Annotated in this window: 13 protein-coding genes and 1 pseudogene; 7 read left to right on the top strand and 7 right to left on the bottom strand. The window is 45.4% G+C overall.

Going from position 1 to position 22,784, the window contains the following annotated elements; translation table 11 throughout:
- Positions 1 to 944 precede the first annotated feature (944 nt).
- A pseudogene (locus ADJ77_RS07715) lies at positions 945 to 3,931 on the top strand (outer membrane beta-barrel protein).
- A gap of 609 nt (positions 3,932 to 4,540) precedes the next feature.
- Here ADJ77_RS07715 and cmk read toward each other — a convergent pair.
- Together cmk and porQ are read right to left on the bottom strand one after the other, a co-directional pair.
- Positions 4,541 to 5,230 carry a (d)CMP kinase gene (gene cmk, locus ADJ77_RS07720; RefSeq protein WP_025077387.1) on the bottom strand — a complete coding sequence of 230 codons (690 nt, stop codon included), beginning with the start codon at positions 5,228 to 5,230 and terminating at the stop codon, positions 4,541 to 4,543.
- A gap of 12 nt (positions 5,231 to 5,242) precedes the next feature.
- Entirely contained in the window at positions 5,243 to 6,187 is a 945-nt protein-coding gene (gene porQ / locus ADJ77_RS07725) for a type IX secretion system protein PorQ (RefSeq protein WP_025077388.1), read from the bottom strand.
- A 140-nt stretch (positions 6,188 to 6,327) separates the two neighbouring features.
- Here porQ and ADJ77_RS07730 point away from each other — a divergent pair, with 140 nt between their 5' ends.
- From ADJ77_RS07730 to ADJ77_RS07740, 3 genes are all read left to right on the top strand, one after another.
- Positions 6,328 to 7,125, top strand: coding sequence for an energy transducer TonB (locus ADJ77_RS07730; protein WP_025077389.1), 798 nt, complete (start codon positions 6,328 to 6,330; stop codon positions 7,123 to 7,125).
- Positions 7,126 to 7,191: 66 nt separating this feature from the next.
- Positions 7,192 to 8,166 carry a polyprenyl synthetase family protein gene (locus ADJ77_RS07735; protein ID WP_025077390.1) on the top strand — a complete coding sequence of 325 codons (975 nt, stop codon included), beginning with the start codon at positions 7,192 to 7,194 and terminating at the stop codon, positions 8,164 to 8,166.
- Between the two features lie 133 nt (positions 8,167 to 8,299).
- On the top strand, positions 8,300 to 9,109 hold the full coding sequence (locus ADJ77_RS07740; RefSeq protein WP_025077391.1) for a TatD family hydrolase: 810 nt from the start codon (positions 8,300 to 8,302) through the stop codon (positions 9,107 to 9,109).
- A gap of 824 nt (positions 9,110 to 9,933) precedes the next feature.
- Here the strand turns inward: ADJ77_RS07740 and ADJ77_RS07745 are convergent.
- Positions 9,934 to 10,416, bottom strand: coding sequence for an S-ribosylhomocysteine lyase (locus tag ADJ77_RS07745; protein ID WP_025077392.1), 483 nt, complete (start codon positions 10,414 to 10,416; stop codon positions 9,934 to 9,936).
- 38 nt (positions 10,417 to 10,454) lie between these two features.
- Positions 10,455 to 11,153 (bottom strand): 5'-methylthioadenosine/adenosylhomocysteine nucleosidase, encoded by a 699-nt coding sequence (locus tag ADJ77_RS07750; protein ID WP_025077393.1) that lies wholly within the window; start codon positions 11,151 to 11,153, stop codon positions 10,455 to 10,457.
- A gap of 106 nt (positions 11,154 to 11,259) precedes the next feature.
- Here ADJ77_RS07750 and ADJ77_RS07755 point away from each other — a divergent pair, with 106 nt between their 5' ends.
- A complete protein-coding gene (locus tag ADJ77_RS07755) occupies positions 11,260 to 13,761 on the top strand; it encodes a YfhO family protein (protein WP_025077394.1) in 2,502 nt (833 codons plus the stop codon).
- 876 nt (positions 13,762 to 14,637) lie between these two features.
- Here ADJ77_RS07755 and ettA read toward each other — a convergent pair.
- The gene (ettA, locus tag ADJ77_RS07760) at positions 14,638 to 16,335 is read right to left on the bottom strand and encodes an energy-dependent translational throttle protein EttA (protein WP_050696247.1); all 1,698 of its coding nucleotides are present in this window, start codon (positions 16,333 to 16,335) and stop codon (positions 14,638 to 14,640) included.
- Positions 16,336 to 16,633: 298 nt separating this feature from the next.
- Positions 16,634 to 17,452, bottom strand: coding sequence for a KilA-N domain-containing protein (locus ADJ77_RS07765; protein ID WP_025077395.1), 819 nt, complete (start codon positions 17,450 to 17,452; stop codon positions 16,634 to 16,636).
- 264 nt (positions 17,453 to 17,716) lie between these two features.
- Here ADJ77_RS07765 and ADJ77_RS07770 point away from each other — a divergent pair, with 264 nt between their 5' ends.
- A complete protein-coding gene (locus ADJ77_RS07770) occupies positions 17,717 to 17,998 on the top strand; it encodes a hypothetical protein (RefSeq protein ID WP_025077396.1) in 282 nt (93 codons plus the stop codon).
- A gap of 704 nt (positions 17,999 to 18,702) precedes the next feature.
- Here the strand turns inward: ADJ77_RS07770 and ADJ77_RS07775 are convergent.
- On the bottom strand, positions 18,703 to 21,393 hold the full coding sequence (locus ADJ77_RS07775) for a 3'-5' exonuclease (RefSeq protein WP_025077398.1): 2,691 nt from the start codon (positions 21,391 to 21,393) through the stop codon (positions 18,703 to 18,705).
- Between the two features lie 392 nt (positions 21,394 to 21,785).
- On the opposite strand from ADJ77_RS07775, the gene ADJ77_RS07780 reads away from it, so the two are divergent.
- Positions 21,786 to 22,772, top strand: a complete 987-nt coding sequence (locus ADJ77_RS07780) for an acyltransferase family protein (protein ID WP_025077399.1) — start codon at positions 21,786 to 21,788, stop codon at positions 22,770 to 22,772.
- Positions 22,773 to 22,784: the final 12 nt, after the last annotated feature.

The following is a 22,784-nucleotide window of genomic DNA, read 5'->3' on the forward strand; positions in this document are numbered from 1 at the left end:
TAACATGCTCTTTCATTACTGGTGAAAAAGATGAAGAAATATTGCTTTTTTAAGTGGGTTTGTATCCATCAGATTATCAAACGATTACAAAGACGTGCAAGAAAAGGTGCTTAGTTGCATTGCAATAGGGAGTTAATTGACCTTCAATAGGGCGTTAGTTGGATTGTAGTTAGGCGTTAATTGAATTGCTGTTGATACTCAGTGGAAACTTGAAGGAGAAAGTCTTGGTGTAGACAAGCATCTTTGAACTGCCCTTGTCTGTCCCGATTTTTTCACAGTGAAGTCGTGCTTCTTCCCAACTCCTTTCCAAAAGGGAGGGGTATGAATACTATTGTTACCCTACGGACCTCGTGGATGCGCCTTTACTCTTAGCACCTTGCCCTTTGATAATCTTTTAACCCACAATCTGTTGTTAAACTACAATGGGCTTGTTTGCCTGTTCGCTTGTACCCTGTGAGATACAAAAGAAGTGCATTTGAAATATCTTGACAACTGTGCGGTCGTCAGGCTCAAAAAGAAGTGCAAAAATGACGGATTTCAGTAACGTTGTAACCCGCAGAGAATCAGATGTTTGCACAACGGTGTTTCAAAAGAGCGTTAGTTAGGGTTCAAAAGGGCGTTAACAAGACCTCAAAAGGGCGTCTTTTCGAAGCCAATTGGGCGTATTTTCAAAGCTAAAAGACCATCAGTTCGATTTCACGGTTTGAAATATTATTACAAAAGATTGTTCGGGTCACTGCAAAGATACATAATGACAGTTTTTAAACAAGCATAATGATGAATATCCACGCATTTAATGGATGAAGCCCAAAGAGGTGTGTTATAAAGAGAATTATACGTGAAAGGATGTTATTTCTCTTGATTTTTTTCTCTTCTGATTAAACCTTATATGTTTTTCCGCATCATATTTTTCGTTAAGATTTAGAATAGAAGAAAGGTATGTTATGGTTAAAAGATTGTTTGTTTTTGTCCTTCTGCTGACAGGTTCGATGACAATGTTGGCACAGAACAGAACCATAACGGGTACGCTCTATGACGGAGAGTTAAAAGAGAAAGTACCCTTTGCTGTTGTCCAGCTGTTGAAGCAGGACAGTAGTTATGTTGTCGGTGCCACATCAGACGACAACGGAAACTTCAAGGTGACTGCGCCTGCAAACGGACGATACATTCTGAAGGAATCGTATGTAGGGTATAAGACCATCTTCCAGAATGTTACGATTGCCAACGAGCAGGATGTATCGGTGGGGCAGTTAGACTTTCATGTAGAAGCCCGTACGCTGAAGGAGGTGAAAGTGGTGGCAAGTGCACCGAAGGTTGTTGTGAAGGCTGACACATTCCAGTACAATGCCTCTGCCTATCGTGTTCCGGAAGGGTCGACCATCGAAGCCCTTGTAAAGAAACTTCCCGGTGCAGAAGTGTCGAGCGACGGAACGATAAAAATCAACGGAAAGGAAGTGAAGAAGATTCTTGTTGATGGAAAGGAGTTCATGGTGGGTGACACCAAGACCGCCATGAAGAATCTGCCTACGTCCATCATACAGACCATAAAGGCTTATGACCAGAAGAGTGACCTTACTCGTGTGACGGGTATCGACGATGGTAATGAGTCGACAGTACTCGACTTCGGTGTGAAGCCGGGAATGAACAAGGGTCTTTTCTCGAATATCGACCTCGGTATCGGAACAAAGAACCGTTATTCAGAGCGTGGTATGGCAGCCTATTTCAACAGCAAGTTCCGTATGATGGGCTTTGTTTCGGCGAATAATGTCAATGACATGGGCTTCGGCGGCGGTCCACGTGGCGGCTTCGGCGGTGTGCGGCAGGGACTGAATGCGACGAAGATGGTCGGTCTGAATATGAATTATGACAACGGAAAGACGCTGCAATGGGACGGTAGCGTGCGCTGGAACCATGCAGATGGTGACCTGAATACCCGTGTGGCGGCTGAGAATTTCGTGGCACAGCAGGGCTCTTTCTCCAACCGTCTCTCCCAGCAATACACAAGAACCAACTCGTGGGATGGACGATTCCGTCTGGAATGGCGTCCCGACTCAGTATGGAACATCATGTTCCGCCCGAATATTCAGTTAAGCAAGAGCGACGGACAGACGGTAAGTACATCAGCTGCCTATAACTCTGACCCTTACGAAACGGTAGATGATCCGTTGTCGGATGCCTCTATCACACAGTTGAAAGCATTGGGCAAGATGGTGAATACACAGCGCAATATGACTATAACATACGGTGACAGTAAGTCATTGGGTGCTATGTTGCAGGTGAACCGAAAGTTGTCATCGAACGGACGGAACGTTACGTTGAGAATGGACGGCAACTATAGCGATGCTGATTCCAAGACATTCTCAACCCAAGATATACAATATTACCAGCTGCGCAACACTCTCGGCAATGATTCCACCTATCAGGCTTACCGCTTCAATCTCATGCCTACGAAGAGCTGGGACTATGCCGTGCAGGCTACTTACAGCGAACCGATAGCGCGGAAGACCTATCTGCAGTTCAGTTATCAGTTCAAGTATGGTTTTTCCAAGAGTGACCGTGATACCTACGACCTCTCTTCTCTGCCCTCTGGGACGTTCAGCGGTTTGCAGCCTGCTTACCGTTCGTGGGATATTATCTTGGTCTACTGACCAATCCGTTGAACAGCTATCTTGATGATAACCTCAGCCGGTACTCCGAGTATCGCACTTATACACACGATATGCAGATGATGCTGCGAATGATTCGCAACAAGTGGAAGATGAATGTGGGTGTGATGCTGCAGCCACAGCGTTCTACCTACATGCAGGATTACCTTAGTGTGCATGTCGATACAGCACGTACGGTGGTGAACTGGAGTCCTACCTTCGACTTCCGTTACCGCTTCGGCGAGCAGAGTAACCTGCGTATCAATTATAAAGGAACGGTGTCACAGCCTACAATGAGCCAGCTGCTCAGTATTGTCGACAATACCGATCCGCAGAACATATCAGTTGGTAATCCGGGACTGAAGCCTGCCTTTACCAATCGTTTCCGTCTGTTCTATAACACCTACAAGCAGAAATACGCCCAGGCACTGATGACTTTCGCCAATTTCTCAAGTACACGTAATGCCATCGGCAACAGTGTCAGCTACGATGCAGCGAGCGGTGCACGTACTGTCCGCCCTGTCAACGTGAACGGAAACTGGGATGCTGATGCAGGATTGATGTACAACAGGAGCATTGACTCAGCCGGAGTATGGAACATTCACACCTTTACACGTGCCAACTTTAACCGCTATGTCAGTTATCTACAGCTGAACATGGCAAGCAGTCTGGAGAAGAATGTCACGAAATCGCTGACCTTGGGCGAGCGTCTTGCAGGTAGTTACCGCAACTCATGGCTGGAACTGGAGCTGGACGGGTCAGTAGACCATACCCGTACAAAGAACAACCTGCAGAGTGTCAGCAACCTGCGCACCTGGCAGTTTGCCTACGGTGGTACGTTGAGTCTGAACCTTCCGTGGAACATGAGCATATCGACTGACCTTCATCAGAACAGCCGCCGTGGTTACAGTGATGCCTCGCTGAATACGAATGAAATGCTTTGGAATGCGCAGATTTCGCAGAGCTTGCTGCGTAACAATGCCCTCACGTTAAGTCTGCAGTTCTATGACATCCTTCATCAGCAGAGCAATCTCTCACGTGTCATCAATGCCGTGAGCCGCACAGATACGGAATACAACAGCATCAACAGCTATATCATGCTGCGTGCTACTTACCGTCTGAACCTCTTTGGAGGTAAGAATGCTATGCCGAAACCTAAGGATGGTCCTGGTTTCGACCGTCGTGGTCCGGGTATGGGACCTCGTCCGGGTGACCGTCCTGCTGGCGGTGGCAGTTCATCTGGTGGCGGTCGTCCCCCGATGGGTGGTGGCTTTGGCGGGTTCTAAGCCCCTCAGCCCCTCCTAAGGAGGAGAGTTCCTGGCGGAAGCCGGCAAAGGTAAGACTTGCCAATTTCTGCAAGTCTTCTTTTGTCAGTATGTGTATGCTGTGGAAACAATGTTTTTACTTATTGGTGTCCGATAAAACTATTGAAGCTCCAAGAAACCTTTGTTGTCAGCAAAACAGGTACATTTGTCTCATAATGAGATGTGTCCTAACCTTTAAATCAGTACTCAACACCATTGGTGTTTACCAATAGCACCACGTGTGATGGGCAGCAGCACATCGGTAGGAGATGGTAAGTCAGGGCTTATTCTCTGTATACGTTAGGATATGAAAGCAATCCTTTTTCCTACAGGTTTATAATGTGTTGATTGTCTGGGGGGGTATACTGTGGCGCAAGAAATGTGCTTGCTCACATTACAAAAGGGCGTTGATTGCACTGCAACCAACGCCCTTTTGCAAAGCTCATAATCCATGATTTAAAATTATGATTACCGCTGTCTGTTCTTAATTTGTATGCTTTTGCAAATATCTTGTTAACTCGTCAGCCTGAATCCCAGTACGTTCGTCACTTTGTCCAACCTTTACAAGCACCTTGTCCACTTGTCTACTCGTTAACTCGTCAACTTGTGATACTGTTCATAAAGCCACTGCTTCTGCTCGGCAATCGTCAGATGGCTGTTGTCAAGTTCGAGGGCATCTTCTGCCTTGCGGAGCGGAGATGTTTCACGATGCGAGTCAATATAATCTCGTTCCTGCACATTCTTGAGAATCTCGCTGTAGTCGGCTTCCATGCCCTTTGCCTTCAGTTCGTCATAACGACGCTGGGCACGTACTTCTGCCGATGCTGTTACAAAGATTTTCAGTTCCGCATCCGGGAATACCACCGTACCGATGTCGCGCCCGTCCATGACGATTCCTTTCTCAGCTCCCATACGCTGTTGCTGCTCAACGAGAGCTTTACGGACAAAGGCAAGTGTGGCGATAGGGCTCACGTGTGATGAAACTTCCATGGTACGGATGTCGCTCTCCACGTTCTCGCCATTGAGATAAGTGTCGGGACGACCAGTCTCCTTGTTGAGGCGGAAGCTGATGTCAATATCCTTCATCTGTGCCTGCAGCTCCTGCTCACGAATCGTACCGTCAGCATTGAAGAGGTTATGGCGCAGCGCATAGAGCGTTACGGAACGGTACATGGCACCCGTATCAACATAGATGTAGCCAATCTCCTTGGCAAGGTCTTTTGCCATTGTGCTCTTTCCGCATGAGGAGAAGCCATCGATGGCGATAGTTATTTTCTTCATTGTGTATTGTATTTAAAACGAGTAAGCCAGGTTCACTAATATTGAACTGCTGGCAGCATGATACTTTCCATAAGCGAGGTTCAGCTTGAATTGTTCGAGGTTGATGCCCGCACCTACACTGAAGCCGGCACCGTGTGCACTGGCTTCATCAGATTTTCCGATGGTCATCTCGTCTGCCTTTCGGAAGTTGTAGCCACCGCCGATCCATATACTTTCAGACAGAAGGATGTCGGCTCCGAGGTTGAGATGATTGATGAAACGGTAGTCGTAATGGGTGAGGTCGACGAGGGTTGCCGATACCCTGACAGGGAGAGCAGCGAAGGTTTTGCTTACACCCACCTGCACGTCGATGGGCATCTTGCCATAGTCCTCCTCGTATGCCTTGATTTGTCCACCGAGATTCTTGGCAACCAGCGATACCGACCACTGTCTTTCAGGCTCATACCAGTTGAGTCCGAGGTCAACACCCACCGCCATTGAGTTGTAATTGCCAATGTAGGAAGTGATGAACTTTGCCGTGATACCACCCATCAGGTTACGTGCCAACTCGTAGGCAAAGATGCCTTCAATGGCAATGTCACTGGCGTTGAAGGTACCGGTCTGTACGTTGTTGGCATCCACTTCCTTCATCTTTCCGTAGTTCATATACTGTACACCGCCGGCAAGAGTGGCTTTCTCGCCCAGTGCCTTAGTGTAGGATGCGCCCATATAGTGGGCTCCACGCATATAATTCATATAACTGAGTCCCACTGTTTTATCGCTCACCGAGGAAGCAAGGGCAGGATTGGAGAACATCAGCGAAGGGTCGTCCTCAATGATGGTGATATTCTCTCCGCCCAAAGCAGCAGCGTGTGCGCTTACCGGAAGACGTAGGAAGTTGTATTCAGTTTGACTCTCCTGTGCCCGTATTACGGTCGCAAAAAGGGTTAACAGGAGGGTGAAAACGATTTTTTTCATTTAATCTAAATTAATTTCTCGGCAAAGTTACATCTTTTTCCGAATATCTTATTACTTTTGTCGTTACAACTTGTAATGTGGCTTTTTGTGCCCATTATGGTTTGTATAACGGCAGAAAAGGGCGTTTAGTATATCTTATCTTGGAAATAAAGAAGTCAAATAGAGCAGATTTAGAGAATAAACGGTGGATTGGTTTCCTTTTGGGAATCATCGTTGCGCTGTCTATCTTCTTTGTTGCCATGGAATATAATGCCACGGGCGATGCCGATGATTCGGCTGATTCCAAAGCCATCAAGAATGTCACACTCCACGATATGGATATGCTTCCCGCCATCGACCAGCAGGATCTTGCCAAGAAACAAGAGGACACGAAGCCTACCATGGAGGACCTGCTCAATCTCAAACGCCGTGATATTCCCAACAAGGTTACGCCTCATGATGTGGGAAGTATGAACTCGAATGACGAGAAAACGGGTGCTCCGCAGGTGAATGACGAGCCTATTATCATGCCGATGGTGACCACAACACCTGAACCTCCGAAGGTGAAGGAAGAAGCAAAGAAGGAGATGGAGAAGATGACCGATGACCTTTCTGACAAGGTTGTGGAACGCTATGACGACAAGGTTAGCAAGCGAATACTCTCCGAAACACCAACACCACCGGGTGGATGGGTGGAGTTTATGAAGTGGCTTACGAAGACATTACAATACCCTGCAGCTGCAAAGGAGAACAAATTACAGGGAACGGTGAATATTACTTTCATCATCAATGCCGATGGAACGGTGGATGATGTCAAAATCAAGAGCGGTAAAGTGCCTGTTCTCAACGACGAAGCACTGCGTGTTCTCAAGACAATGGGTAAATGGAAGCCGGGCATTGAGAAGAATAAACCTTGCCGTTCGCTGATAGAAATTCCGTTTGTCTTCCAGCTTTCATGAGACTTCTGACCTGTCAGAAAACGATTAAATAGATATTAGATTAATAACTTTCAACTTCAATCCTGTATGTACACTGCTGATGAAATTCTGAGTAAAGTAAACGAGTATATTGACAATCTCACTTACGATCGTAAGCCGCAGAGCTTGTATGAACCCATTAAATACGTTCTTTCACTGGGAGGAAAGCGCATCCGTCCTACGCTGATGCTCCTTTCCTATAACCTTTTTAAGGACGATCCCGAGGCGATTCTCTCACCGGCTTGCGCCCTTGAGACCTATCATAACTATACACTCTTGCACGATGACCTGATGGATGATGCGCCACTGCGTCGTGGTCAGCAGACGGTTCATGTGCGTTGGGATGCTAACACGGCCATCCTGTCGGGCGACTCTATGCTTGTTCTGGCTTTTGAGCGGATGGAACAGTGCGACAGCAGACACCTTCGTGAGGTGCTCCGCCTCTTCACGGTGACGGCTCTTGAGATTGGTGAGGGTCAGCAGTACGACATGGAGTTTGAGAACCGTAACGATGTGAAGGAGGAAGAATACATCGAGATGATTCGTCTGAAAACCAGTGTATTGCTGGCTTGTGCGATGAAGATTGGTGCTATCCTTGCTGATGCACCTGCTGAAGATGTGGAGAATCTTTATAAGTTCGGCGAGCAGATTGGTCTGGCTTTCCAGCTGCAGGACGATTATCTTGATGTCTATGGCGACCCAAAAGTATTCGGTAAGAAGGTGGGTGGCGACATTATCTGCAACAAGAAGACCTATATGCTCATCAATGCTTTCAACAAAGCGAATGCCCGTCAGCGCAAGGAACTGGAGAAATGGATAGGCTGTGAGAACTTCAATCATGAGGAGAAAGTGGCTGCCGTTACGAAACTCTATAATAGTATAGGGGTTGATAAGATGGCTATGGAGCGCATCAACTATTATTTTGATGAGGCAAACAAATATCTTGCTGCGGTGAACCTGCCCGATGTGCGAAAGGCGGAACTGCTGGCTTATGCACAGAAGATGTTGCATAGGAAGAGGTAGGAGGAGCCCCACCCCGACCCTCCCCAAAGGGGGAGGGAGACAAATAGGATAAGGTTAGGATAAAGTATAATAGCTGCATTGATTGCTTAGAAATACTATTCATCAACACCCAACAGCCATCATCCATCACCCAATGATAATAGACACTCACGCACACTTAGATGTAGAAGACTTTGCTGACGACCTGCCAGAGGTGATTAGTCGTGCCCGTGAGGTAGGTGTAGGAAAGATATTCCTGCCTGCCATTGACCTCAAGTCTGTGGATACTGTATTAGCTGTTTGCCGACAGTATCCCGATACCTGCTATCCGATGATTGGATTACAGCCTGAGGAGGTACGGGATGATTGGCGGGAAGTTCTGGACGCAATGCACGAACGTATCCTGCTTTCACTCCGTCAGAAGGCAGAGGGAACTGCAAAGCCGGGTGAAACAGTCGTTGCAATCGGTGAGGTTGGACTGGATTTCTATTGGACACGTGAATACGAGCGGCAGCAGCTTGCAGCTTTTGAGGAAGCTGTGAAATGGAGCGTTGAGACGCATCTTCCGCTGATGATTCACTGCCGTAAGGCGCAGAATGAGCTGCTGCATATCATGCGACCGTATGAGAAGGAACTGCCTGGTGGTGTCTTTCATTGCTTTACGGGCAATCAGAAAGAAGCAGAGGAGTTCCTCCGCTTTGATCGTTTTGTTCTTGGCATCGGTGGCGTGTCAACCTTTAAAAGCAGTCATCTGCGCGAGGACTTGCCTGCAGTAGTGCCCCTTGATCGTATTGTCCTTGAGACCGATAGCCCTTATATGGCTCCTGTTCCCTATCGTGGCAAGCGCAATGAAAGTGCTTTCATCGTAGAAGTAATGCGCACCCTTGCTGCCAGTTACGGTGTTGATGAGGCTGAGTTTGCCCGCCAGACCAATGAAAACGTGCGGAGAATTTTTGGAGAATAGACAAGTTTGCAGGTTGACAAGTAAACAAGTTTGTAGGTTAACAAGTGCTGAAGTTGACGGGGGATGGCTGGTAAGTTTACAAGTTGCTTGTAATTGTCAGATGATTCGTATATTGACAAGCTATCTACTTGTATTCAAATAGTAACTGTTATGAAAAAACGTTTACTGCCTGACGAAACATTATGTGTACCAATATTTTTTTGTCCATTATTACCCTCCCTCATCACTGTCTCTCAATGCAGTCCCTCAACACCTACCATTTATCATCTGCCACCCACCACTATGTAATGTTTTTTCAGTTTCCGGAAACGTATAGATGCTTAATTGCATTCCAATTAAGCCTTACTTGACGTCCAATAGATGCCCTTTTGCCCTCTAATAGATGCCCTTTTGAAGTCTAATTAAGCACCTATTCTTACACTGGTTTGTAATCAATTGATTATCTGTTAGTTGTCGGCTTGCCTGAAAAAGCTGTTTTATGCCTGTTTTTAAGTAGTGTAGGAAGCCTTTGTTGTAAATATTTTTCTATTGTTATTTGATACTTATCCTGGTCTTGCTGAACGCTTTTTGCAAGTCTGGTTAAGATGGGATTAAGTCAAAGGATTCTGTTAGGTGGATTCCTTGCACGGTTTCAAGGGCTTGTGGTAGAAGGGGCATAAGGTAAACGAGGGTAAGTTGAAGTGTAAGCAGAGGTGATGGAAACATATTTGCCAGACAACAATAATAATCAAGTTAGTGTTGAATGGCAAATAGCTCTATGTAAAGTCATATTGTAATGAATGGTTTTCGATAACTTGTTAACTTACACCTCGTCAATTTATTGGCTACAAACTCGGGTAGACGAGATTGGCTTCAGTGATGTTATTCAGTACTTCAGTGAGGTACTTACGTGATTCCCACTTTGCCATAGACAGGTCGTGGAGCAGGTAGTTACCACAGTCACGTGGTGCTGCACCTGGGATTTCGCCCTCGAAGTCGGCAACGAACTGGAAGGTACGGCGCATGAGGTCGACGATGTCTTTCGATTCAAGGTCACCACGAAGAATGAGGTAATTGCCTGTCAGGCAACCCATCGGACCCCAATAGATAACACGGTCTTTCCACTCTTCATCGTTGCGGAGGAAGGTTGCAGCCAAGTGTTCGATGGCGTGGATGGCACCCACGTGCAACACTGGCTCACGGTTCGGTTCTTTCATACGGATATCGAAGGTGGTAACAGTCTCGCTGCCCACTTCGTCCTTACGGCTTACATAAATGCCACGCAGCAGTCGCTCGTGGTCAATGGTAAAGGAAGGGATTTTATTCATAAGTCTTGTTTTTTACTCTTAACCCACTAATTATGATTTTAGATGCTTTCTACAAAATGCTTCGTCACCTCAAAACTACCATTGGCAATGCGTTCCCAGAAGTCGTAGTACTGGCTGGCTTTGTTGTCTTTGAGCGGAACGTCGCTGATAACTCGGAAGGAAACGAAAGGTGTCTGGTAGATGTGACAGACCTGTGCGATGGAACAACTTTCCATGTCAACGGCTGTTGCTTCTGGGAAGTGGTCCATTATCTGTTGCATTTTCTCACGTGAGTTGACAAACCATTCGCCACTGACAGTCAGTCCCGCCTTGACGTGCAGGTCCTTACAATCAGATAAGTTGTTCAGCGACAATGCCTTTTCAATCAGGTCAGCAGGAGCTTTGAAGCGGGAGGGCATGCCGATAATCTGACCGAAAGCCACTTCGTCGCCACAGTAGGCATCGTGGTACGCACATTCTGATGCCACCACTACGTCGGTAACCTCCAACGAAGTGTCAGCCCCACCAGCACAACCACTTGAGATAACAAGGTCGGGGTGGTAATGATTGATCATCTCCACCGCACCGATGGCAGAGTTAACCTTACCGATACCGCACTGCTGCAGGATGATTTCCTTCTCTCCCAATCTGCCCGTAACGAAGTCTTTGTGGTTGAAATGCTCCGTCTCGGTATTGGAAAGAATTGCTTTAAGTTGCTCGAACTCTTTGTCCATTGCAACGATGATTCCTATTTTCATACTGCAAAGGTACGAAAAAGTTACAAGTTGGATATTGTAAGTTCTTAGTTTTTTGTAACTTTGCAGAGATTATACATAAGTCAGACAAAAGCAAAAATAAATAAGAATGAAAACTTGGAAAAGATTTCTACCCGATGTAGTGGTAGTCGTGTTGTTTGCGGTCATCTCGTTCGCTTACTTCTTCGTACCGGTTACTCAGGGTAAGATTCTCTATCGCCACGATGCCTCAGCAGGTGTCGGTTCGGCACAGGAAATGACAGAGTTTCAGAACCGTACAGGAGAGGCAACACGCTGGACGAACGCCATCTTCGGTGGTATGCCTACCTATCAGATGTCGCCATCGTATCAGTCGACAGACGGACTTTCGCAGGTGATGAATGCTTATCACCTTTGGTTGCCTGAGAATGTATGGTTCCTTTTTGTCTATCTCTTAGGTTTCTATATTCTGTTGAGAGCCTTCGATTTCCACCAGTCGTTGGCAGCCTTGGGTAGTATTATGTGGGCGTTCTCGTCCTACTTCCTAATCATCATTGCTGCCGGTCACCTCTGGAAGGTAATGGCCTTGGCTTATCTTCCACCGATGATTGCCGGTATTGTCTTGGCTTATCGAGGGCGTTATCTATCCGGATTCATTGTGACGGCTATCTTCACAGCCTTTGAAGTGAAAGCAAATCACGTGCAGATGACTTATTATTATCTGTTTATCATTCTCTTTATGGTTATCGCTTATCTCGTGCAAGCCGTTCGTGAGAAGCAACTTGCAGGCTTCCTCAAGGCTACGGGCGTATTGGCTGTTGCGGCATTGATTGGCGTTGCCATCAATCTTTCAAGCCTTTACCACACATGGCAGTATCAGAAAGAGAGCATGCGTGGCAAGAGCGAGTTGCTGAAGGCGGATGGAGCCAACCAGACAAGTTCAGGACTTGATCGCGACTATATCACCCAGTGGAGTTATGGTATTCATGAGACAATGACCTTACTTGTGCCTGATGCAAAGGGTGGAGCAAGTGTTCCATTGAGCAAGAACGAGACGGCTATGTTGAAGGTTGACCCGCAGATACAGTCAATGATTCCACAGCTCTACGACGCTTTTCCACAGTATTTCGGCTCACAGCCGGGAACGAGCGGTCCTGTTTACGTGGGTGCATTCGTCCTCTTCCTCTTCATTTTAGGACTCTTCTTGGTGAAGGGTACAACGAAGTGGGCATTGTTGGCAGCCACAATACTGTCCGTTCTCCTTTCGTGGGGGCATAATTTCATGGGATTCACCAACTTCTTCCTCGATTACATACCGATGTATGCGAAGTTCCGAACGGTGGCAAGCATCCTTGTTATCGCTGAGTTCACCATTCCTCTCTTGGCAGCATTGACGCTGAAGCGTCTTGTTGACGAGCCGGAACTGCTTGGTAAGAAGATGAAATATGCCTATATCAGCCTCGGCTTGACAGCCGGTGTAGCAGTCTTGGTAGCTGTGTTCCCTGACATGATGGGTCCGTTCTTCAGCGACCAGGAGCGTCAGATGATTAACAGTATCCAGGGAATGGACGGTAATACGGCAGGAGCAATCCTTGCTAACATCTCCGCTATGCGTGCTGCAATGGTCAGCTCTGATGCCTGGCGTTCGGTTATCGTCATTCTCATCGGCTTCGCTCTGCTCTTCGCTTACAAGATGAAGAAGTTGCGTGCCGACTATATGATAGCTGGTCTGTTGGTTCTCTGCCTCGTTGACATGTGGCAGGTTGATAAGCGTTACCTCAATGACGAGATGTTCGTACCAAAGAGTGAGCGTGATATGCCACAGCAGCCCACAGCAGCCGATCTTGAGATTAACAAGGACAAGAGCCTCGACTATCGTGTACTGAACTTCGCTTCAAACACATTCAACGAGAACGAGACTTCTTACTTCCATAAGAGTATCGGTGGTTATCACCCTGCGAAGCTCCGTCGTTATCAGGAGATGATTGATGCTTACATCGCTCCAGAGATGCAGAAGACGATGCAGGCGATTGCTGCTGCAGGCGGTGACATGCAGGCGGTGGATGGTGTCAAGACCTTCCCGGTGCTGAACATGCTGAACACGAAGTACTTTATCCTTCCTCTGCAGGGTGGTGCAACTGCGCCGATACAGAATCCCTATGCGCAGGGCAACGGCTGGTTTGTCAATAAGCTCACCTATGTCAACGATGCCAATGCAGAGTATGCGCAGGTGGGTAAGATTGATGTTTGCCATGAGGCAGTAGCTGATAAGAAGTTTGAAGCTGCTTTGGGTCAGGCAAAGATGAACGACTCTACTGCAACTGTGAAGCTCGACAAGTATGAGCCTAACAATCTGCAATATACCGTCAACTCAAAGAATGGTGGTGTGGTAGTCTTCTCTGAGGTCTACTATCCGGGTTGGACAGCAACCGTTGATGGTCAGCCTGCAGAGCTTGGACGTGTGAACTACATCCTCCGTGCTGTGAGTGTGAAGCCGGGTAAGCACACGGTTGTACTCGACTTCCACCCAACAAGTATCTCAACTACTGAGACCATTGCTTACATTGCTATGATTATCTTGCTCTTGGCGATTGTAGGAGCAGGGTATATGGAATGGAAGCGTAGGAAATAAACTGGTAACAACCAGCCCCTCCCAGCCTCACCCCCAACCCCTCTCCGAGTGGAGAGGGGAGTGAAATGCGACAAAAGCAACAATCCCTCCCCTCTGTCCTCTCCTGTAGGGGGGGTAGCGAGATACCCCCCTATGTGAAGTTGACAAGTAGACGAGTGAACGAGTTGTTTGCTCTATTACAAGCACCTTGTCCATTTGTATACTCGTTAACTCGTAAACTTGTTCTCTCGTCAGCAAAGCTCTGTGTGCTCCGCAGGTCTTTAGTTCTCTCTGTGGCTTTGACATTCTGTTAATGCTCCGTGACTCTGCTTTCTGTGAGAGATTAATTCCCGAGGAAACTTGTAAATCTTTTTCAATGGGTCAAAGCTAATACATGGTCTTTTGACTTTGAAAAGACGCCCAATTGACTTGCAAAAGATGCCCTTTTGAGGTCTTACTAACGCCCTTTTGAAGTCCAATTAAGCACCTTTTCTTGCACAGTCTTATAACCATCTGATATTCTATCGATTACAAACTCAGCTTTTATACGTGTTTTTCGTCTTGTTCATAGGAGTTTTGGTTGTAAATATGTAATGATTTTTCAAATCCTTACCAGCGGGTTTCGAACCATTACAACAAGATGATTTTCCATAAAACTTTACCCTTATTCGACAATCGTCTACGCATTTGACGAAACACAAAAGCCTCCCACAAGCATTAGAACTTGTGAGAGGCTTTTTCATATACCCCACGCTCTATCCTTCATCGGTAATCACTCCCTTTCAACCAAAGACCATTGCTTCAGAGAAGCGATAGGGGTATCTTGCATTTTACTCCCCTCCCTACGGGGGAGGGGCTGCTTGGTTGTCTGCCTGGTTAGTTTTGTTGTTTTGGGCTTTACTCCTCCATCAACTTTCTATATCTACCTTTCTTAATCTCCTCATTGCCCAATCGGCGTGCCTTGTTGATTTCGTAATCAGAGAAGCCACCTTCAAAGTAGACAACTTCACCGTTACCCTCAAAGGCGAGGATGTGGGTACAGATACGGTCGAGGAACCAACGGTCGTGGCTGATGACAACCGCACAACCAGCGAATGCCTCAAGACCTTCCTCCAATGCACGGAGTGTGTTCACGTCGATGTCATTGGTAGGCCCATCGAGGAGGAGGACATTGCCTTCCTGCTTCAATGCCATAGCCAACTGAAGACGGTTACGTTCACCACCTGAGAGTACAGAACAGAGCTTGCTCTGATCGGTACCAGAGAAGTTGAAACGTGAGAGATAAGCACGTGAATTGATGTCACGTCCACCCATGCGGATAGTCTCGTTGCCCTGTGAAACTACGTCATATACCGTCTTGTTAGGGTCGATATCCTTGTGCTGCTGGTCAACGTAAGCGAGCTTAACGGTCTCACCTACCTCAAACGTACCGCCATCAGCCTGCTCCAAGCCCATGATAAGGCGGAAGAGCGTTGTCTTACCTGCACCATTAGGACCGATAACACCTACAATGCCGTTAGGAGGCAACATGAAGTTGAGGTCGTTGAAAAGAACCTTCTCGCCAAAAGCCTTCTGCACGTGCTGTGCTTCGATAACCTTATTGCCAAGACGTGGACCGTTAGGAATAAAGATTTCGAGTTTCTCCTCACGCTGCTTCTGCTCCTCGTTGAGCATCTGCTCGTAAGAGTTCAGACGAGCCTTACCCTTAGCCTGACGAGCCTTCGGTGCCATACGTACCCACTCCAACTCACGCTCCAAAGTTTTGCGACGCTTAGAAGCCGACTTCTCTTCCTGCTCCATGCGCTTTGTCTTCTGGTCGAGCCATGAAGAGTAGTTACCCTTCCAAGGAATGCCCTCGCCACGGTCGAGCTCAAGAATCCACTCGCTCACATCGTCAAGGAAGTAACGGTCGTGGGTAACAGCGATGACAGTACCCTCATACTGCTGCAGGTGCTGCTCCAACCAGTCGATACTCTCGGCATCAAGGTGGTTGGTAGGCTCATCGAGCAACAATACGTCTGGCTTCTGAAGAAGCAGGCGGCAGAGTGCAACACGACGACGCTCACCTCCAGAGAGGTTGGTCACAGGCAAATCGCCCTTAGGACAACGCAGTGCATCCATCGCACGCTCCAAGCGTGAATCAATGTTCCAAGCATCTGTTGCATCGATGATATCCTGCAATTCTGCCTGACGCTGCATCAGCTTATCCATCTTGTCAGCATCAGAGTAATACTCCTCCAAGCCGAACTTTACGTTAATATCGTCATATTCCTTCAGTGCATCATAGATATGCTGCACACCCTCCATGACATTCTCCTTCACGGTCTTAGCCTCATCGAGCGGTGGATCCTGTGGCAGATAACCCACAGAGTAGCCCGGACTCCATACCACTTCACCCTGTGTTGGTTCCACAAGACCAGCGATAATCTTCATCAGCGTAGACTTACCTGCGCCGTTGAGACCAATAATACCTATCTTTGCACCATAGAAGAACGAGAGGTAAATGTTCTTCAGAATCTGTTTCTGGTTCTGTGGGATAATCTTCGATACACCCACCATTGAGAAGATAATCTTCTTGTCGTCTACTGTTGCCATTAATTCTTTCGTTTGTTTTGTAGGCAAAGATAACGAAAATAATTCATATTGGCAAATTAAGACACAAGTTAAGAAGTGGACAAGTTTACAAGGTGACAAGTGAACAAGGTACTTGCGGAAAGAAGACAGAGGAAATAAAAGACAGGGTAACAGAAGAACGCTTAGGATTCAGCCTTTTATCGTCTCAACATATAGCGACTTTCTGATAATTACCACAGCCCCAGAAACTATTATATCTATCTTCTTTGTGAACGAGAGAATATGTATTGTTTTCATTTTTTTTATTGACGAAAAGAAATCACCGTAAAAGATTTCTATTACTATTCCTCTCAAGGATTTGCATTTGATGAATAGCTATCTGATTAAGTCTGACAAGTCTTTCCCCTTGAGGTATATCGTCATTGATAAGTACTGCATTGATATTCTCCATGTTCGACAAACAAATCAATTCATTTACAGAAGCATAGTCACGAATATTACCTTTCAAATCTGGATTAGACTCTCGCCATTGTCTGGCTGTCATTCCAAACATGGCAACATTCAGCACGTCTGCCTCCTCTGCATAAATGATGTTTGCCTGCGTAGAGGTAATTTTCTCAGGGATGAGACGACTCTTTATAGCATCCGTATGTATGCGATAGTTTATCTTAGATAATTCTCTTTTTGCAGTCCATCCTATCAACTCTTGTTCTTTAGCTTTCAGACGTTGAAACTCCATGACAAGATAAAGTTCAAACTCAACAGAAACCCAATTAGCAAACTTGAAAGCTATATCACGCTGAGCAAAAGTACCACCACCAGCTCCATTCTTAGTGAAGATACCTATTGCTGCAGTCAACTCCACCCATCTGGTTGGGCTCATAGTAAAAGAGTTACTACCTGCTTCTGTCAAAAGGGGGTCGAATTCGACCCCTTTGAAGTTAGGATTGTTTAGTTTCTCCCATAAACCCAAATACTCCAGCGTATTCTTTTGGCGCATCCAATTCTTAACAACGTCTTTAGGCTCAGCAGCATTCTTCTGTCGAGCAATGTCTGTTATACAGATGTAATCAATACCATCTTTTGTCATAGTCTTAATTGCTACATCTTTAACGAAGATTTCTCCCTTCTTTGTCATAGTATTATTATTTTATAAATATATGTGCAAAGATAATACAAAATAACTTTTCTCTCACTATCATTGACAAAATACTTGTAAAATCATTGATAATTCAGAATAATGTTTACCTTTGCAGGGGGTAATCATTAACAGAATACTAACGTATTGGCTAACAAACATAAATGTACGGAGCATTCTTATCTTTACCTACTTTCAAACACCCACAGACAGGAATGCTTATCCCCAAGATTAGGGAAGTGTTATCTTATAAAACAAACGATTATGAAAGAAAAACTCATGCCATATAGATGGATAGCTTACGTGTTAGCATGGTATATATTCCAGATGTATCCTGCCTATCTCCAAATGACTTCTACGTCGGAAGAATATCTCGTAACACTTTTCCTAATATCAGTAGTGGTAATTCTCTTTTGCTCTTACAAATTTGGTTCAGAGAAAGGAAAGGTTCTTGGCATACTGATGTTTCTAATAGCTGTGCTTATCGACGTATTCGTTGCGTTCTTCACGTTTGCAATGTTGCTGGGAATGAACTGGCACAATTAGATCACACTAAGAAACAAATAATTATGGGAGAAAAACATACATTAAACAAATGGATCGGTTATGCTATCTTATGGAGTTTGATTGCTTACCCCTGTTTAATCTTAGCATGTAATTCACCGGAGAATTTCGTCTTCACTTTATTAGTATTCATAGCAATCATTCTCTATCTCTCCTACAAGTTTGGAAAAGAGAAAGGAATCATTGCAGGAATCCTAATGTTTTTCATTACAATAATATTAAATCTATTTGTTGCGTTTTCCACGTATGCAATATTGCTGGGACTGACCTGGCGGAATTAAGGATAATGAAAAGTGTTGTTCACTCAATTTTATGCTGATAAACTAATTTATACTCAAAAGGGACTCTTTGTCTTGCAGGCTGTTATTAGAATGAAGAGAAGTAACAGCGTTAGAGTAGGTTTATATCTTTTCCTGTGTATAGTTTCTATTATCAGTTTATTTTATATCTTCAGAAACATTCTGATGATGCGTCAAGGGTAATGAGATTTTCTCATACGGTAATGTACTTCAGCTGATTATCAGCCATAAAAACGATTACCCTCTTCATTCGAAAGAATGAAGAGGGTAATCGTTTTATCCTGCTTTGGACTTGCTTCATTTCATTTAATACGAATAAGCGGATAAGAGCTTCGTTTTGAATGCCGCTTTCTTATTCTATATCATTATGATAGATATGGCTCAGTTTTAATCAAAATACTTTTGAATAGCATCCATCAGAGGTGTCAGCTCACGGTTGTTCACCCTGCCATAGCGGTCAATCATCTGCATGGCATAGGCAATGTAAAGCCTGCGTTTTGCACGTGACATCGCAACATAGAACTTACGGGCGTCTTCCTCGTCCTGCAGCTTCGTCTTGTTATAGGCGTTCGGGTAGCGCCCGTTGGCAGCATCGTAGATGATGACATTGTCAAACTCGAGCCCTTTTGCCTTGTGAACCGTCGTTACATAGATGCGCTCAAGGATACTCTTGCTGTTGCAGAAGTCAGCTTCCTTCAGCGTATTGATGTCCATTATGTACTGCGAGAGTTGTGGGGCAAGGGCATTGGGTGTCGTCTCATCCGTCAGCATATCTATGCGGAGATAACGGAGGATGTAATCCAGTCGGGGAATCTCGTTGATTAATCTTTCTGCAAGCAGGGTATTATAGGCTGAGGAGAGTTCGCTTACAAGGGCGGGAACTTGGTCAGTTGACACCGTATAAAGCCGTCTGACAGCCTCTTGGTAAAGTTCTCCATAATTGCTGCGAAGTATGTTTGCAAAGGGTTGCACCTTCGGATGGCGGATGAAAGCCTCTTGCAGTGCCTGCTTCTCACGGGCTTTGTCAGCACAGAGGCGTACAAGACTGATAGTCGCTTTCACGTCATCAATTGCCTGATGGCTGTTGACACCTGTCAGTTGGAAGGTTTCAAGAAGGCTCTCCAGCTTGTAGGAATGAAGGCTTGGAGCCAGTAGTCTTATCAGCTTGAGCGAGTCAAAACAACGGTTGTCATGTGCCAATATGGTGTCATTGCAGTAGCGTCGCAGGTTGTTGTCAAGTATGTTGTAATCATAGTTGGCGTTATGTCCGAGGATAGGACTCGTACCTACGTATGCAAGGAAACGTTGCAGGGCATCTGCAGGAGTGAGAAGTTCGTCGGCAGACATCTTCTCGTGGTAGATAGCATACATCGGGTTTTCCTTGTCGCCGAGCATCGGCAGGATGGGTTTGCTGGTTTCAATGTACAGGTCGAGTGGCTTCCCGATGATTTCTCCCCCCTTGATTCGTATGGCAGCAATCTCTATGATGTCATCATTGAAGACGTCTAATCCGGTTGTTTCCGTGTCGAATACCACGATTTCTTCCTCATCGTATGCCCGTAGGAACTCTGTTGTGTAGCAGCTTCCGGGGTATAGTAGGAAGTCGGAAGGCGAAAGTGCCAGCTGTTTCAGCTTCCAGTTGAACCGTCTGGCAAGGGCGTGGGAAGGAAAAGCACGCACCCCTTTCATAATACGCGTCCAAGCTATGGAGTTATGTTCATTGGCAAGTACGCTCAGATGTGCCAGTAACAGCTTGACTTCAGGTTTGTCAAAGAGGTCGCGCCCCGATACCTTGAAGTGAGTCAGACCCGCCTGTGTCATAGTGTCACTGATACGGTCAGCATCCGAGTTGGCACTGACGATGATGGCTGTACGCTCGTCATTGTTGCGCTCGTAGAGACGGATAGCTTCTTCGGTAACGTCCTGGCGTTCCATTTCAGTTGTGTTGCAGTGTATGATTCTCAGGTCGCCAGGGGTGGCTTTTGTGTCATTGTCAGAGACAGGAAGCAGTTCGCGGTCAATCTTCAGTTGCTTTTCTGCATAGTCATTGAAGATTTCGAGCAGGTATTTTGGCGAACGATGGTTCCGTTGCAGATGGTGTATGTTTCCCTTGCACCGCATCTTCAGCAGCGTCAGTGTTTCCACTTTCGCCCCCATAAAAGAGAAGATTGCCTGCTGTTCGTCGCCTAAGTACATCACCATCGGGTGGTCTTCTGCCGTCAGCAGGTCAATGATGGCAAGCTGCATGCCGTTAAGGTCCTGCACCTCGTCCACCTGTATCCACGGATAACGCTTGCAGGTGGGATCAGAGCTATAGATGTCGTATGTGTAAAGCAGCAGGTCCTCGAAGTCGAAGAGATGATTCTCCTCCTTGTATCGTGCATAACAACCGGCGTAATACATCTTCCAGAGCAGCACACGAATCCTATCAGCCAGTTTCCCGTCAAGCCCCGGCACATTCGCCTCGTCCATATATTCCTGTGCATGATGATAGATATTCACTACCGCCTGCTTGTCATATTCAATCTTTTGTGAGGCGCAGATATGCTTTACAGCTTCCCTGTCGTCATCCGTAAAACTCTCTGGATGAAGGTAATACTTCCATGGATGGCGGTGTTCCATCTGATAGATGAAATGCTGGAAGAAGATAATCGTCTGATAACCTTTGTATCGGTTGAAGTCTTTTGTCACCCCTTCTTCGTCCTCATTGCGATAGTCAGCAATGATGCTCACTGCCTCTTCGTCGTCAATGATAGCTGAATCGGCAGGTATCCTGCCCTGTTCAAAAAGAAACTTAGAGCAGAAACGATGCACGTTACCCACCATCAGTTCCGAGAAATCACCTCCCACCACCTTTTGAATACGGTTGGTCATCTCCCTTGCAGCACGGTTTGTGAACGTCAGACAGAGCATATCCTCATACTTCACACCCCTTTCCCGTGCGTGTCTTATCCTCTCTGCGAGGATATGTGTCTTGCCACATCCCGGTGATGCCAGTACAAGATGATGTCCCTGGCTTGCCTCTACAACAGGAATCTGGTATTTATCTAAACTTGGTGTGTAACTGTTTGTCTCCATAGAAAGTATTTTTATAGCAGTAGATGCTTCTTCTGCAAAAGTAAGAAAAAGATTGGAAATAACTCGTTATCAACTTAAAAGAATGAAAATAAAATTGTAACTTTGCAATCGGACTCGGTGTGCAGGTGTGTACCCAGTCCCATTTTGTGGGTTAATAATTTAGCGTTTGCTATTTATTCAATAACGTTCAGGAAACTTGGCGGTAGAATGAACAACAAGAATGGATGAATAAGTGAACGTCCACGATAGCGTGGGCGTTTCTCATCTCTTGTTGTAGGTTTCCGCCAAGTACCTCTGAACGTGGATGATTACGTCCACGTTTCTCATGTTGGTACTTGGCTATAACTTTCGTAATTTGAGTATAAAGCATCGCATTAAAATGTTTTAATGCAATGACAAAAGAAGAAACTGTAATGCTTAAAGGAGTTGCTCTCCTTATGATGTTAGGTTGCCATTTAGGTTCTGGCTTTGGTATTAATCTTATTCATATAGGAGGAGTTCCTTTATACGATATTATTAATAAAATAGATGTTCCTGTACAGATATTCACAATTCTTGGCGGATACGGTTTGTACTATGTTTTTCAGAAAGGTGATAAGCGCCATCTTAGCAGAATCTTCAAACTTTATCTCCATTACTGGGTAATAATTACGATATTTGTAACAATTGGTTATTTCATAGATGACAGTTCTAAATATCCTGGAAGTTTTAAAGATGTTATTTTGAACTACAGTTCTTTTTATTCAAGCTGGAATTATGAATGCTGGTTCCTTTTTCCTTATTCTTTCCTTTCTTTATCCTATCCTTTTCTATTCAAACAGATGTCTAGATTACGAGCAAGATATGTCTGTTTAATTACGTTTGTTATATTCCTGGTTTCTAGTTTGTTGATTTCTAAACTTGGCGTACAGTATAAAACGTCTTCACCAGCTCTTTATAACCTGCTATACTTAGGATTTTTGTTATTCCCATTCAGTTTGGGTGCAATGCTAAAGCGTACAGAGTCATTTTCTAAACTTAAGATGTTAGTAGCAAAAAAATCCTATGGGAAGATTCTTGTTTTTACATTATTAATCATAGCTTCGATTGCTAAATATTATATTCCCACTGCAATTTTCAGTCCATTTTATGCAATAACATTTATCATATCATTTGTTCTTTTGTCACAAGGAAAGACAAACATACCTATCCTTGCTACTATTGGGCATCACTCTATGAATATATGGATGATTCACACGTGGTTCTTATATTATCTCTTTCCTTCTTTTATAGCAGGATTCAAATATGTATTCTTGGAGTATATAGCACTACTATTTGTGAGTTTTATCATTTCATTTGTTATTAATAGAATTGTTAACTTGATGCCTCTTAAATTTTAGGAGTAAGTTAGG

It is taken from the genome of Prevotella fusca JCM 17724 (assembly GCF_001262015.1).
Classification (GTDB): Bacteria; Bacteroidota; Bacteroidia; order Bacteroidales; family Bacteroidaceae; genus Prevotella; species Prevotella fusca.